The sequence below is a fragment of the Leptolyngbya sp. GGD genome (genome assembly GCF_026735145.1).
GTDB classification, from domain to species: Bacteria; Cyanobacteriota; Cyanobacteriia; order Leptolyngbyales; family Leptolyngbyaceae; genus Leptolyngbya; species Leptolyngbya boryana.
Genome location: NZ_JAPQKE010000006.1, coordinates 54,295 through 67,740, shown reverse-complemented (window position 1 = coordinate 67,740; position 13,446 = coordinate 54,295). Strand labels below are relative to the sequence as shown.

Annotated in this window: 15 protein-coding genes and 1 tRNA gene; 9 read left to right on the top strand and 7 right to left on the bottom strand. The window is 46.2% G+C overall.

The window, feature by feature from the left end:
• Positions 1–11: 11 nt before the first annotated feature.
• Complete coding sequence (locus OU814_RS23655) at positions 12–1,442, bottom strand: circularly permuted type 2 ATP-grasp protein (RefSeq protein ID WP_017288874.1); 1,431 nt, start codon at positions 1,440–1,442, stop codon at positions 12–14.
• Positions 1,443–1,583: 141 nt separating this feature from the next.
• On the opposite strand from OU814_RS23655, the gene OU814_RS23650 reads away from it, so the two are divergent.
• The gene (locus OU814_RS23650; RefSeq protein ID WP_017288875.1) at positions 1,584–2,144 is read left to right on the top strand and encodes a zinc ribbon domain-containing protein; all 561 of its coding nucleotides are present in this window, start codon (positions 1,584–1,586) and stop codon (positions 2,142–2,144) included.
• A gap of 69 nt (positions 2,145–2,213) precedes the next feature.
• On the opposite strand, the gene OU814_RS23645 is transcribed toward OU814_RS23650, so the two are convergent.
• Positions 2,214–3,251, bottom strand: coding sequence for a helix-turn-helix domain-containing protein (locus OU814_RS23645; RefSeq protein WP_268242285.1), 1,038 nt, complete (start codon positions 3,249–3,251; stop codon positions 2,214–2,216).
• A gap of 186 nt (positions 3,252–3,437) precedes the next feature.
• On the opposite strand from OU814_RS23645, the gene OU814_RS23640 reads away from it, so the two are divergent.
• Positions 3,438–3,911: an SAM-dependent methyltransferase gene (locus OU814_RS23640; RefSeq protein WP_268242284.1), complete on the top strand. Its 474-nt coding sequence runs from the start codon at positions 3,438–3,440 to the stop codon at positions 3,909–3,911.
• A gap of 27 nt (positions 3,912–3,938) precedes the next feature.
• Here OU814_RS23640 and OU814_RS23635 read toward each other — a convergent pair whose 3' ends face one another.
• Entirely contained in the window at positions 3,939–4,922 is a 984-nt protein-coding gene (locus OU814_RS23635) for a homoserine kinase (RefSeq protein WP_017288878.1), read from the bottom strand.
• A 118-nt stretch (positions 4,923–5,040) separates the two neighbouring features.
• On the opposite strand from OU814_RS23635, the gene OU814_RS23630 reads away from it, so the two are divergent.
• Positions 5,041–6,000: a Gfo/Idh/MocA family protein gene (locus tag OU814_RS23630; protein ID WP_268242283.1), complete on the top strand. Its 960-nt coding sequence runs from the start codon at positions 5,041–5,043 to the stop codon at positions 5,998–6,000.
• Between the two features lie 73 nt (positions 6,001–6,073).
• Here the strand turns inward: OU814_RS23630 and OU814_RS23625 are convergent, their stop codons facing one another.
• Positions 6,074–6,967: an EndoU domain-containing protein gene (locus OU814_RS23625; protein WP_268242282.1), complete on the bottom strand. Its 894-nt coding sequence runs from the start codon at positions 6,965–6,967 to the stop codon at positions 6,074–6,076.
• Positions 6,968–7,065: 98 nt separating this feature from the next.
• Here OU814_RS23625 and OU814_RS23620 point away from each other — a divergent pair, with 98 nt between their 5' ends.
• Positions 7,066–7,278, top strand: a complete 213-nt coding sequence (locus tag OU814_RS23620; RefSeq protein ID WP_017288881.1) for a hypothetical protein — start codon at positions 7,066–7,068, stop codon at positions 7,276–7,278.
• Between the two features lie 74 nt (positions 7,279–7,352).
• Here OU814_RS23620 and ilvC read toward each other — a convergent pair whose 3' ends face one another.
• The gene (gene ilvC / locus OU814_RS23615; RefSeq protein ID WP_017288882.1) at positions 7,353–8,348 is read right to left on the bottom strand and encodes a ketol-acid reductoisomerase; all 996 of its coding nucleotides are present in this window, start codon (positions 8,346–8,348) and stop codon (positions 7,353–7,355) included.
• A 793-nt stretch (positions 8,349–9,141) separates the two neighbouring features.
• Here ilvC and OU814_RS23610 point away from each other — a divergent pair.
• Complete coding sequence (locus OU814_RS23610; RefSeq protein WP_017288883.1) at positions 9,142–9,507, top strand: VanZ family protein; 366 nt, start codon at positions 9,142–9,144, stop codon at positions 9,505–9,507.
• A 16-nt stretch (positions 9,508–9,523) separates the two neighbouring features.
• Here the strand turns inward: OU814_RS23610 and OU814_RS23605 are convergent, their stop codons facing one another.
• Entirely contained in the window at positions 9,524–9,916 is a 393-nt protein-coding gene (locus tag OU814_RS23605; protein ID WP_017288884.1) for a DUF4359 domain-containing protein, read from the bottom strand.
• Between the two features lie 117 nt (positions 9,917–10,033).
• On the opposite strand from OU814_RS23605, the gene OU814_RS23600 reads away from it, so the two are divergent.
• The 4 genes from OU814_RS23600 (at position 10,034) to OU814_RS23585 (ending at position 12,206) form a co-directional block, all read left to right on the top strand.
• Positions 10,034–10,106 (top strand) — tRNA-His (locus tag OU814_RS23600).
• Positions 10,107–10,802: 696 nt separating this feature from the next.
• The gene (locus OU814_RS23595) at positions 10,803–11,009 is read left to right on the top strand and encodes a ribbon-helix-helix protein, CopG family (RefSeq protein WP_268242281.1); all 207 of its coding nucleotides are present in this window, start codon (positions 10,803–10,805) and stop codon (positions 11,007–11,009) included.
• A gap of 96 nt (positions 11,010–11,105) precedes the next feature.
• Complete coding sequence (locus OU814_RS23590) at positions 11,106–11,303, top strand: hypothetical protein (RefSeq protein WP_268242280.1); 198 nt, start codon at positions 11,106–11,108, stop codon at positions 11,301–11,303.
• 621 nt (positions 11,304–11,924) lie between these two features.
• Entirely contained in the window at positions 11,925–12,206 is a 282-nt protein-coding gene (locus OU814_RS23585) for a hypothetical protein (RefSeq protein WP_268242279.1), read from the top strand.
• A 47-nt stretch (positions 12,207–12,253) separates the two neighbouring features.
• Here the strand turns inward: OU814_RS23585 and OU814_RS23580 are convergent, their stop codons facing one another.
• Positions 12,254–13,270 (bottom strand): hypothetical protein, encoded by a 1,017-nt coding sequence (locus OU814_RS23580; RefSeq protein ID WP_268242278.1) that lies wholly within the window; start codon positions 13,268–13,270, stop codon positions 12,254–12,256.
• Between the last annotated feature and the right edge of the window lie 176 nt (positions 13,271–13,446).

Below are 13,446 nucleotides of genomic sequence, written 5' to 3'. Positions count from 1 at the left end.
CTTTCCTCTAGCTAGCTAACCACCCAAGTATCTTTATATCCGCCGCCTTGCGACGAGTTGACGACTAATGAGCCGCGCTTCAACGCAACGCGAGTCAGGCCTCCTGGCGTGATGTAGATATCTTCGCCATACAAAATATAGGGACGTAAATCCACATGACAGCCTTCAAACTCATCGCCCATTAAGGCAGGCACACGCGATAAGCAGAGGGTCGGTTGAGCAATGTAATTGCGAGGAGCAGCTTTGATTTTTTCTGCAAATTCTGCTCGTTCTGCTTCAGTCGATTGTGACCCAATCAACATGCCATAGCCCCCCGACTCATTCGCCGCTTTGACCACGAGCTTATCTAAGTTGGCGAGCACATAGCTCAATTGTGAAGGCTCCCAGCAGAGGTAAGTTGGAACATTCGACAGAATCGCATCTTCGCCGAGATAGTAGCGGATCATTTCTGGAACATACGCATAAATCACTTTGTCGTCTGCAATTCCAGTTCCCAAAGCATTGGCTAAGCCTAATCGACCCGATCGATAAACATCCATCAGTCCTGGTACTCCCAGCAGTGAGTCTGGGCGGAATGCTAACGGATCAATGAACTCATCATCAATGCGTCGATAAATCACGTCGACTCGCTTCAATCCTTTCGTGGTTCTCATTTGCAAGTAACCGTCTGCAATCACAAGATCGCGACCTTCGACGAGTTCAACGCCCATCTGCTGAGCCAAGTAAGAATGCTCGAAGTAAGCAGAGTTATAAATGCCTGGGGTCAGTAGTACAACAGTGGGATTCTCAATGTAATCAGGAGCGAGATTCAGCAACGTTTCGAGTAAATAGCTTGGGTACTCTTCGACCGGCTGAATGTTCATGCGATTAAAGACGAGCGGCAGTGTGCTTTTCATAATCCGCCGACTTTCGAGGACATACGACACGCCAGAAGGACATCTGAGATTGTCTTCTAGGATGTACCATTCTCCAGTGCGATCGCGAACTAAATCCATCCCGCTAATATGTGACCAAATTCCTTTCGGGGGCTTCAATCCCATACAGGGCTTGAGAAAGCCTCGCGAAGAAAACACAATCTCGGATGGAATCACGCCATCTTGAATGATCTTTTGGTCGCCGTACACATCGGCTAAAAACTCATTCAGTGCAACGATTCGCTGCTTCAGTCCCTTTTCTAAAATCTGCCATTCTGCAGCCGCGATCGTCCGAGGCAGAATATCGAACGGAAAAATTTTCTCGGTGCCCTGCTCATCGCCATAGACGTTGAAAGTTACGCCCATTTTGAATAGTGCAATCTGAGCGGCTTGCTGACGATGTTGAATTTCTTCGATCGATAAAGAATTAATCCGGTCAATGAGCGGAGTCACTTCTGGACGAGGACGACCCGGCGCATCAAACAGTTCGTCGTAAAAATGTCCAGGATCATAGTTTGCTAACTTCACAACAAATCACCATAGTGCTCTCTGATTAATAGGATTGAGTGAACTGCTTAAGCTGTAAAGCTGAATACTAAATCCATCATCTTAGGAATCAAGAAATATAACGAAGTCAATCTATTCTCTGAATGAAATTGCAAGGTAGAGATGGAATTCTGCAAAGTTTGGCAATTCATGATGTACGCAGCAGATTTGGGAAACGGACAACGGTTAACGATCGAGAATGTTGGAACACAGACTGTGCTGACTTGGACAAGCCAGAGTTCTGGTCAGCAACAAAGCCAGCAAATGAGCCTCTCGCTTGGCGCTTGGTCAAGTATGCCGAAGTTGTTTAAATCACATTCCAGCTTTATTTTGCAGATCGAATCTCAACGCACGTCTTACATTCGATTGCAGGCAAACGGAATTAGTCTGTTGAGCGAAGTGCCGCTGATGCTTGGTTCTGAAGAGGTTCTGTTGCAGCGTGTCACGACTCCTAGTAGTCCCAAAATGCCAGAAATGAAGCCATTAGAACCCCTGCGGATGGGCAATATGACCATGCGAATGGAACCGATGGAGATGAGCATGGGCAACATGAATCTCCGATTCGAGACTGAGACATCTTCATCTGCCAATGCTTCAACGGCTCACTTCTGTTCGCAATGTGGAACGAAAGTGCAAGAGAACGATCGTTTTTGTGCGCACTGTGGAACAAGGCTAAAAAGTTAGCAACTAAATTCCCCGAATCCGAGGAATTTAGAAGGCGATAGTATGGCTAGCTATGTTCAAAAGTCTGGCTCAAGGCGTGGGCGGAAAAGTTGCAGACCCTAAATCACCCGCCGCACCCATGACTTTAGCTTCGCCATTGTTGTACGACAGCGAAACTCCTCCCGCGTTTCCCGTATTGATCTCGACAGATTTACCACTCCAAGATCTCTGGGTTCCTTTTGTCAGTGTGCCTTCGTAAACAGAAGTTCCATCAACGAGGACTTCTACCCAGCTTTCCTCAGTGATATTCATTTTGACATTGACAGCCCCTGGAGACGGTGAAGCAGGAGTCGGGCTGCTTGGGGTAGAACCGACTGGAGCAGAACTGCCGGGTGTAGGCGCTTGAGAGGGTTGTACAGTCGGAGAAGTTGCAGCACTAGGATTCGATCGCTCTGGCTGACGATTGACAAACGTTGAAGCGAGAACGCCGATGACACCTAATCCGATTGCAGCCGCTAAAGCAATCAGTGGCAGACGAGCAGGTGGCTCACTGGTGCTGATGCGAGGAGGCGTAGGAACGGAGTCGCGGACGGCAGTAGGCTCGAGTTTTTGAGCAGGCTGAGGATCACGAATGGCAGCAGGTTCAGAAGCTTTGGGTGTGGGAAGTGGAGTCGGAGCTTCGCTATGCACGACCTGAGGAGGCTCAGCAGCCCTGGGGATGGAAGGTTCAGGTGCTTTGGGAACAGCAGGCTCAGATGCTTTAGGGAGAGCAGGCTCAGGCGCTTTGGGGATAGAAGATTTGAGAGCAGTTGGCTTCGGGGTTTGAGGCTCGATCGTATTCGAGATCAAAGAAGCTGTCGCTGGAGCAGGCAGGGGGGAAAGATCGACAGTGAACTCTTTCGACAGTGCGATGCCGTCAAGCCCAATCGCATCCGCAAAACGCCGAATGAAGCCTTGAATGAATACAGGCTCGGGAAGCCGATCGAGATTTGCATCTTCGAGCGCAATCAGTAATCGTTGCGGAATGTAGGTTTTCGCGGCAATTTCTTCGAGCGACATCGATTTTTTCTGACGCTCCTGACTGAGCCGCGTTGCGATCGCTTTAAGTTGTTCTTTTTGTGCCGACATACCCATAAATCCTACGACTTTCTTTAGCCTTGCATCATGACAAAAGCACTTTAGATCGAGCCTAGCTGCTTGAGTCAAGCGTATCGTGTTTCAGCCCCGTGTACAAAATCACGATCGCTTTTCAGTATGATGGGGAAGCTAAAATTCTGTAAAGCGTTTTGGCGGAGAGTTCTGATTGTATAACTTATGCTGCGCCGCCCTGATATTGCGTTTATTCCCACCCCTGAAGCCGCGATCGAAACTTTGCTCGAAGTTTTACAAGTCAATGATTCTGATGTAATTTACGATCTCGGATGTGGCGATGGACGGATTTTGATCAGTGCCGCATTACAGTTTGGGGCGCGGGGCGTTGGGATCGACCTTGATCCCCTTCGAGTCAAAGAAGCTCAAGCGAAAGCAGATGAGTTAGGAATTCGCGATCGCGTTAAGTTTCAAGAAGCGGATTTGTTTACAAGTCGATTTGAAGATGCTTCGATCGTCGTGCTATATCTTCTGCCACATCTGAATTTGAGGCTTCGACCTGCTTTGTTTGAGCAGCTTAAACCGGGAACGCGGCTTGTCTCGATCGATTTTGATATGGGGGATTGGTTACCTGAAAAAGTGATTAAACTCGATATCGAAGAAGAATCGACCTTGTACTTCTGGACAATTCCAGCCTAATAAAAACCTCCTTGCTCTCAGGGAAGCTTAAAACATCTGCCAATCTGGAGATCGAAGCCGGCGCAACTGCTCGGCTCGTTTGCGGAAAAATGAATCGTCCAAACGGCTGTAATTGTGGCGCAGGGCATAGGTTAGACTAATTGACCAAACCCAGATATGAGCCGTTTGAGTAAAAGCAGAAATTGCTTTCAGTTCAAAAGCTTCCAGCGGAGTGACGGATTGATATCCCGCTAAAAATGCCTCTCGAACTCGACGGCTAATGCCTGTATTGAGCGCAATCTGCCGAAACTTACCCAAATCAAACGCTCGCCAACCCAATCCACATTGATCAAAATCAAATAGAGTGGGTTGATCAGTCTCTGTAAAATGAGCATTACCACTGTGCGGATCGCCCCAACAAATCCCCCAATAAGGAGCCGATCGCGGAAATGTCTGCAACTCTGATTTGATTTGCAAAATTGCAGTTTTGAGATAATCCCGATCACTACTTTGCAAAAACGGAGCGATCGCATCCCAAGATTCATCGAGCAAATACTTCAGCGTCAAAGGCTTGCGATCGAACTTACATTCAAATGCTTCTCCAGCTTGGTGCATTTTTGCGATTGTTTCTCCTAATTTCGTCGCCTGCCGAACGCTCAAATCTCCGAGCGGAATTGCACCAGGCGCATAGATAAACAAAGCAGCATAGCGATCTCCCTCTGGGGCTTTGATCACAATTGACAATTTGCCAGAGGTTGTAGGCAAGGGATAAGCAACTGAAATCCCTTTCTTTTGCAGAAAATCGAGCAACGCTAATTCAAAATCGATATCTGCTTGCGATCGCCAACCCCAATGGGAAACTCTCAGCACATACGATGCTTGATCGGTTTCAACCAAATAGACATCACTTAAACCACGGCACCAAAATTCGCACGATCTGACCGTTCCAATGTCATAGCACGACAGCACCCTAGACACGATCGCGCTTGGATCGATCGTAGAATAAAGAACGGGCAAAGAAACAACTGTCATGAACTGTTAACGATTTTGTCAACCTCTATACTGGGCTAGAACGACCTCGCTAACGGTTAGATGTGATACGAAACCCGTAAACTTGAGAATGAAGATTTAATTACAAAAGGCGATCGCTGTGATTCGAGTCGGAATAGTTGGAACTGGGTATGCCGCAAAACTGCGGGCAGAAGCTATCAATCAAGACGATCGCGCGAAGTTAGTGGGAGTAGCTGGACATCGAGCGGATAAAACAACTGAATTCGGACATACCCATCAAACTCAAGCATTTAACGCTTGGCAAGAGTTACTAGGTTCTGTTGATTTGGTGATCATTTGCGGGGTGAATTCAGAACATAGCTCGATCGCTCAAACGGCGCTTGAATCGGGCAAGCATGTGGTTGTGGAATATCCTTTAGCCATCGATCTTGAATCTGCGACAACGGCTATCGAGACGGCTCGTGCTCAGAATCGATTACTTCATGTTGAACATATCGAACTACTCGGGGGAGTCCATCAGGCATTTTTGCGATCGCTTTCCCAAATTGGCACGCCTTTTTATGCCCGCTATGCAACCGCCACACCGCAACATCCTGCACCTGCTAAATGGACTTACAATCCATCTGTCTTCGGGTTTCCACTTGTAGGAGCATTGTCTCGGCTCCATCGGCTTGTTCACGTCTTTGGACAGGTCGAATCTGTGAGTTGTCAGAATCGATATTTGAACTTACAGAGCGATCGTTTTTTGGGCTGTATGTGTAAGGCGCAACTGAACTTTCAGAATGGCGTCATTGCGGATGTTGTATATAGCAAAGGTGAAACAGCATGGAGCGCAGAACGCAAGCTAGAAGTTCAAGGTGATCAAGGCGCATTAGTCTTTGAGGGCGATTCAGGTGTGTTGATCAATTCTGAAGGTGCAACGCCGATCGAGATTGGTGCGCGCCGAGGTTTATTTACCAAAGATACCAGTGCAGTTTTAGATTATTTGTTAGACGGCAAGCCCCTCTATGTCCAACCTGAAGAAAGTTTGTATACCTTGAAAGTTGCGATTGCTGCTCAGCGATCGGCAGAATCCGGACAAACGATTCGCATCGATTAAGCACTTCGTTGCAACTTTGTTCAACTCTTGTCGATGCTGTAAGTCGAGCAAAGTTGCAACACATCCTACTTCCCTAACGATCGCAAGCCGCCTCTCGTTGGCTCGGCGTTGCATCTGGATAAAATGTCACAATTCCGCGTGCCGCCTTCACAAACACCGCTTTAAAAGGAACCCTTGCTTCTGGATCTCGTACCGTAAACAAACAAACGGACTTACTACTCGAAGTCGATCGTGAAGTTTTAAACGCGATCGTGGCATCTGTCAACAGCTCCTCAGCATTACTCACATAGGAATATCCCTTTTTCGCATCTCTAGAGATCACCTGATTGCCCCGACGCACCTCAACGCCCAAGGTATAGATTTTCCCTTCGACCACTTCTTCTGCTTGAGCATTATTCGGCAATCGTCCTGCAATTCCGGCTTGCTGCAACTGCCAGTAACGCCCTACATAATGCAATCCTCCAATTTGCTGTGAGCCTCGCAGTTCACCACAGAAGATATGCTCAAACCCTTTTCGATTTGACCAAATCGTCAGCAGATCATCTTGAAACTGCTGATCACTTCTGCGACCTGGAAAAATCTCACCCCCTACTGCGGTTTTAATCCTTTGCACAACATCAGGCGATTCTGCAAACAATCGACGCAATCTAACGGTTCCAACTGGGCTACCAAACTCTCCGCAAGTTGCAAGTGCTTTGCGATCGAACTCATTCAATTGCGGTGCAGGCGGAGTAATGTCTACTAAGCGATCGCGAGGAATGCCGACTTGCGCTGGATTATTTTCTTGATCAAAAAATGGCAAAAGTGCTGACCTAGCTGAAATCGCGCGAGTTGGCTTGGGTTTCTTCTGTCTCGCTTGGTATTCAATTCGGGGACTAGATTGAGCCAATGCAGAGGAGTAAACCGTTGTTACACCGAGTAAGAGAAGTCCAGAGCCTACTAGCCCAACTTTGAGAAATTGTTTCATCGCTCACCATCTACGAATGTCATGCCAAAAATTGGGCACTACTAAACGTAGACCATGATACGCGCCTTCCAGTTTCTCACTTACCTAAAAAATCTCTTATGCGCTCCAAAATTCCGGTTGGACTGCTCTTGCTAGTGAGTTTAATTTTCGTTGGATGTGGTGATCGATTTTTGCCATCCGCGATCGGGAAATATAGCTTGCAGGCTCGAACTGCGATCGACCAACTCTTAATCAATGCTTTTCCACGGTGGCAACCTAAAACAAATCCGAACCAGCGGACTGAAGACGCGGTTCGGAATATGAAGAAGTAGGGAATGAGAGCATAAAGAATCAGGGAGTCCTTAGAAATTTTATCTCCCTACTCCCCACTCCCTACTCCCTACTTCTACGCCTTCTTCAACCAGCTAAACATCGCACGCAGATCCTTTCCAACCTCTTCGATCGGATGCTCCGCCTCACGCCGACGCATTGCATGGAAACCTGCCTTACCCGACTGATTTTCCAGCACGAATTCTCGTGCAAACTGCCCCGTCTGAATCTCGTCGAGAATCTTCTTCATCTCTGCACGAGTTGCATCGGTGACAATTCGAGGACCACGAGTCAAATCTCCATACTCCGCAGTATTCGAGATACTGTCACGCATCGTCGCTAATCCACCTTCTACAATCAGATCCACAATCAGCTTCACTTCATGTAGACACTCAAAGTAAGCAAGCTCAGGCTGATATCCTGCATTCACGAGCGTTTCAAATCCAGCTTTGATCAGCGCACTCAGGCCACCGCAAAGCACAACCTGCTCGCCGAATAGATCAGTCTCGGTTTCTTCCCGGAACGTCGTTTCCAGAATTCCACCGCGAGTGCCGCCAATTCCTTTGGCATATGCCATTGCGCGATCGCGTGCTTGACCTGTCGCATCTTGATACACGGCAAACAAGGCAGGCACACCTTGACCTTGTTCATACGTACGACGCACCAAATGCCCTGGACCTTTTGGTGCAACCATGACCACATCCACATTCGCAGGTGGGATGATTTGAGCATAGTTGATGTTAAAACCGTGGGCGAATGCCAGCACATTGCCTTCGCTCAGATTCGGTTCAATTTCATGGGTGTAAACGGAACGTTGGACTTCATCTGGCAGCAAAATCATGATGAAATCCGCAGCCTTTGTCGCATCCGCAACACTATGAACCGTTAAGCCAGCGTCTTTCGCTTTCGTCGCTGATTTACTGCCCGGATACAGCCCAACGATGACGTTCATGCCGCTGTCTTTGAGGTTAAGGGCGTGGGCGTGCCCTTGAGAGCCGTAGCCAATAATCGCGATCGTTTTGCCCGCAAGTAAATCTAAATTGGCATCAGCGTCATAGTACATCCGAGCCATATGAGGAGTCTCCCAGCAAGTCGTAGATAATAAATTGGTGTCAGAACCAGTAATCTTATCAGAAAGTTGGGAAACTATTCGGAATCATTCAGAATTCCTAAAAGTCTGATAGGGTTGGCAAAAATAGAGCCGAGGCACGAATGTTGAGCGTGAGGTAGGATATCACCCGGTTTCTAGTAGACTTACTCAATTTACCTACTACCGTCAGTTTTCATTATTGATCTGGTTCTGGAGTCTTAATCAAATCGATTTTCGTCCCTATTTATATGGTGGGAAAATCTGTTTAATATAGATTAGATCTCTACATCAATCATGTCACTCAGTATCCTGAATTCTATACGTCTGTTCATTCAAATGACCCGATTTTGGGGAGCTTAGAACTTTCAGAATTTTCCAGTTTAAAAATCCCCCAAATTTGAGAGATTCAGGGAGCAAAACAGGCTATATATTTCACGATCAATTTGGGACTAATATCTCTCAAAGACGAAGCGATTACCTATCATTTTTTCATTACTCAATTGCATTCATCGTTTTAATCTTCAGACTTGGATGATGCGAATTGTTTGGTTGATTCTACTGGTTACTGATTTGTTCGATCGCACAAACTTCTCGGAAAATTTATTTGACTTCTTCCATTATTAATGTTGCCTTTCACGAATAGTAATGGCATGCTGGCATAGGCTGTCACGCTATTGTTTGCGACTCCGCAGACGCAAAATCGATGATTACTCTCTGAGTCCGAAAATTACAAAATCGCAGTGTAGCTAAACCTGAATTTCAATCATTCAAGTTTATGTCTTCTAAAGCTGTAAAAGTTTCGGCATTGGTTTATGCGATCGTGTTTTTAACAATTCTCATCCTTGCCTACACGGGGAACCTTCCCACCCAACTCGACTTCATTCCCTACTTGGATAAGATCGGGCATGTCATTCTCTACGCGATCGCAACCTATCTCGGACATTCCCTTTTCGGATATCGTCGTCTGCGAAATGGGTTGCCAATTTTCCCACTTCTTTTTGCGATATTCACGATCGTTGAAGAAGCAGTGCAAGGATTCTCACCCAATCGCACGCTGGATGCGATCGACCTAGTGATGAGTTTATTCGGGATTGGCTTGGGGTATCAGCTCGCCGAAAACGGCAACAAGCGCCGTTCCTAACACCACAAAGCCGAGTTTATGGAGTCCGACTCTGCTCAGCCTGATAAATGTAGAACTTGCCAAACATACCAACGGTTTCCAACTGAAACGCAGGCAAGTCAAGAAAAATGGGCAAATTCGGCACAATCGATCGCGTGGATAAATTCGTACGATAAATGCTGAATAGTCCGAAATTTTGGCGATCGGTACTTTGGAGAATTAATTTTTTAACCTGTGCTTGATTATCTTGAACAAACTGCGGGCACTGCTCGCGAATAATTTGAGGCACTTTTTGACAGCCTTCAGCTTTGATTTGCTGTAATGCAAATTCTCCAAATGCGGCTTCATCAGGATTAGTCAGCGCCATGAATCCTGCACCTCCCAGCATTGCTAACCCAACAGTCCCCAAAAGAATCTGAGAGGATTTCATCTTCACACCACCCCGCTACAATTCACGATTTGGTCTTCTATGACGTTTTACCAAGTCTACATGTTCTCAGATTCTTGAACTTATCTAATTTCTTATGCTATGATCATTAACGCAATGGCGAGCGTAGCCAAGTGGTTAAGGCAGAGGATTGTGGTTCCTCCACTCGGGGGTTCGAGTCCCCTCGTTCGCCCTGGTTCCAACCCTCACAAAAAAAGCATGAGCAAGGTGTGAGCAAGGAACAGGGAAAAACTGAATATCAAGGAAAAAGGCTCAGAAATGACCTCAATTTACCTTGGGACAAAACTGAAAAGCCTTGGGACAAAAATTGCTGTCCAGTTTGTCCCAAGGCAAACCTATATGCAGTAAGGGTTTCAGAAAAGTGGGACAAAACCGCTTTTTAGTTCTGTCCAGCTTCAAACCTATATGCAGTAAGGCTTTGAGGAGGTTTGGGACAAAAACGCCGTTTTTTTTGCCCAAACTTTTGGAAATTTTCAGTGTGAATAGAAACGTCAGTCTAAATCGATACATATCTGCTGACTATACTTAGAAAAATTGTTCTTTTTATAAAAAAGTCTGTCCAATTTGTCCCAAATGGCATCAAACCCAGTCAGGATAAGGGTTTGATTTGGGACAAAATTGGGACAAATTGGGACAAATTTTTTGTCCCAATCTCTAGAACTCCTACTGTGTGAGGATTTGAAGCTGGACAGCTTTTTTGCCCCAATTTTGTCCCAAAAGATCATCTCTCTACAACCTAGCCGTTCGCATTTATCCGCATAAATGCGGTAAAGCCCGCCACGATTGCTTTTCAGCAGATTGTTGAAAACCCTTCTCCCTCGTATTGCACCGCAGAACAGCTTAGAAGGGTAATCCTCTAGAACACGCAATGGCAACAATCACATTTGCTTTCAGACTTTCACCGCAGGAAAAAGAGCGGTTAGAGCGAATTGCAGCCGGCGAGGGCACAACCATAAGCGCGCTGATTCGTCGGGGGCTATCCCTGCTCAACACTGAACGGCGCATGATTTCCGCGATCGCTCAAAAGCAGTTGGAGCGCGGTAAAACATACCCTCTCGACCCTAACGAGCGATAACAACCCTAAACGTACAAACGTAAGCGCAATCTTGTAGACAGGGCTTCACGGGCATCCTCAAAGGGGCAAACTCAATCATTTACTGGAGAAAAATCAATGCAACGAAAAATTGACCCAAAACAATACCGACTGCCATACGACACGATCAATCTGAACGAGCAGCGGGCATTCGTCCAAGTTGGCGGTAAGTTTTATGAGATTCCTAACGCGCGGATCAGCTTGATTGAGTCGGAGCCAGAGAAAAAGGTTGAGAGTTCTGTCTCCGATCAGGACATTATCAATGCTCTTGTTTAAGTCTCATCTTGAGATGATTCATAGGTTTAATTAATACGTTCCTAAGATCGGGCAATTGTGTCCGGTCTTTTCCTTTGTTAGCGGGATAATCGGATTTAGTCCAATCTGTGTCCGGTTTTCAAAATCTGGACTAATTGGTATATAGAATCCATATACAGCAATAGTTTGATGGCTCCATTTTGATCTTGGTTAGCTGCTGTATACACAGAAGTTCAAAGCAAGATTTTTCCACGCAAATGTGCAAAAATCCACGTAGCAAGGGTTTCAGCGTTTTAGATACCCTTGCAGAGTTGGACTAATGCAGGTGCAAGCTCGCTCCCTTTAGTCCATCGTCTCAACTTATCGATCGTCCCATAACCCCCAATAGTAGATCGTGCTTACTTGGGAGATTTGTTGTGTATTAAAAAATAAAGTACTCAATATAAATCTATATGCTATATTATTGTGTATAAATTAACGAGGTACACAACATTGAGTCAGAGGGTTAATGTTAGCCTTTCAGATGCCCTTTACGAAAGGCTTCAGGTAGTAAAAGACAGTATCAATGTCTCGCAAGTCTGCCAATCAGCAATTGAAACAGCGGTAACGATCGAAGAAATCAAATTAAAGGATGTACCTGCGATGGACAAGTTACTTGAGCGTCTGAAGATTGAGAAACAGCAGTTCCGTGACGAAAGTCGCATTGATGGCGTTAAAGCGGGGCAAGAAGATGCGCTAGAGATGAGTCTTGAGGAGTTCAAAGCTCTAAACGCTGATCCTGAAGGCGGGCGACCAGATTGGGTGTATGAGAATCACATCCAATATGCTGAGGATGACTGTATACCAGGGGATGAAGATGCTTTCCTGGAAGGATGGAGCGAGGGGGCTTTGAGTGTTTGGGAACAAGTGAAAGATCAGTTGTAGAAGCGCAATCCCCGATAGACAGAATGCTTATCGGGGATTGCCTTGCTTTAATCGCCCCCGCCAACTGCAGATCTGTGCATCCAGCAAATTTGATTGATTCCTGGTGAAACTGCTAACCAAAAATCACCAGGGTTCTTAGGGTTAATTCTTCCAGCGTACCAAGGCAGCAGAGTATAAGGTTTAGTGACAACGTATGCAACTGGGGCACGTAAAGATGGGTGAGTATGGCAGTTGACATTAGGACGTGCAGAGTAAAAGCCGTCATACTTATCCTTACTATTGTTGACGCGATCGAGCCATCCTTGAGTGTCTGCTCCGTATAGCTTCCACCCCTCCCGATACCGCCTGACTTTTGCCTCCATCGGATTTTCTTTCGCTCGTTCTAAAGTGCTTTCAGGAGAGGCAATCTCTAATTGCTTCCAAGCGCTGATTGTCCCCTGCCCGATAGGTGTTGATGTCTCGTAGATTCTATTCCCGTCCTTTCTTCGGTAAAAAATTGCAACTTTGTCACTTTGCTGAGATCTCTTGAGGGCTGCCCTTGCTTCGTCTGAGAACTTGAGTAGCACCGGAGAAGAAACATTACGATGCCAGCTAATTTCTTCGGCTCCGTACTTGCATAGATCAGGAATCTCAGAGATTTCTAACGGGTAGACCGACTCTCCAACTTTGACGAAATAAGAGAAGCGATCATCTGTCCCATATTCTGATGGGGTTCCATACATCCGGTAAGACGACCAATTCCCTCTCACTAAAGGATCGTCCTGATGTCCCGTGAAAAGAATCCCTTCTAAAAACCATGCGGTAAAAAATAGCTTTCGATCCTCAGGTTTCTTTTCAGAAAAGAAGCCTGAGAGAGCATCATCATAATTCTGATCAAACACAGCACTTTCAGGTTCTCCTCTAGGCGCAAGCACTTGAACAACCTTGCTATATTCAATCTTGCTGTTAGGAGTAATCTGACAAATACTAGGAACCGATGGCGTATTATCAATCACCCGGCTTTCCTCTGTATGTGTGGGGCTTCCCAGAAGCGAGATCGTTAAACCCAAAGATACTGCTATCATTCGCCTCATGCTGCCTTTCCGCCACTCAAAACACACGAATATTAACCAGGTGTCTTTTGGTACGTCAGGAGAAAAGCTATGGATTCACAAGATCTTCATCCCTCCTTTGGGCTTCATGCAGAGCGAAAGAACGCCTTAAAACTTCCTATTTGTTCTGAACAATTGATCCCCCAGTA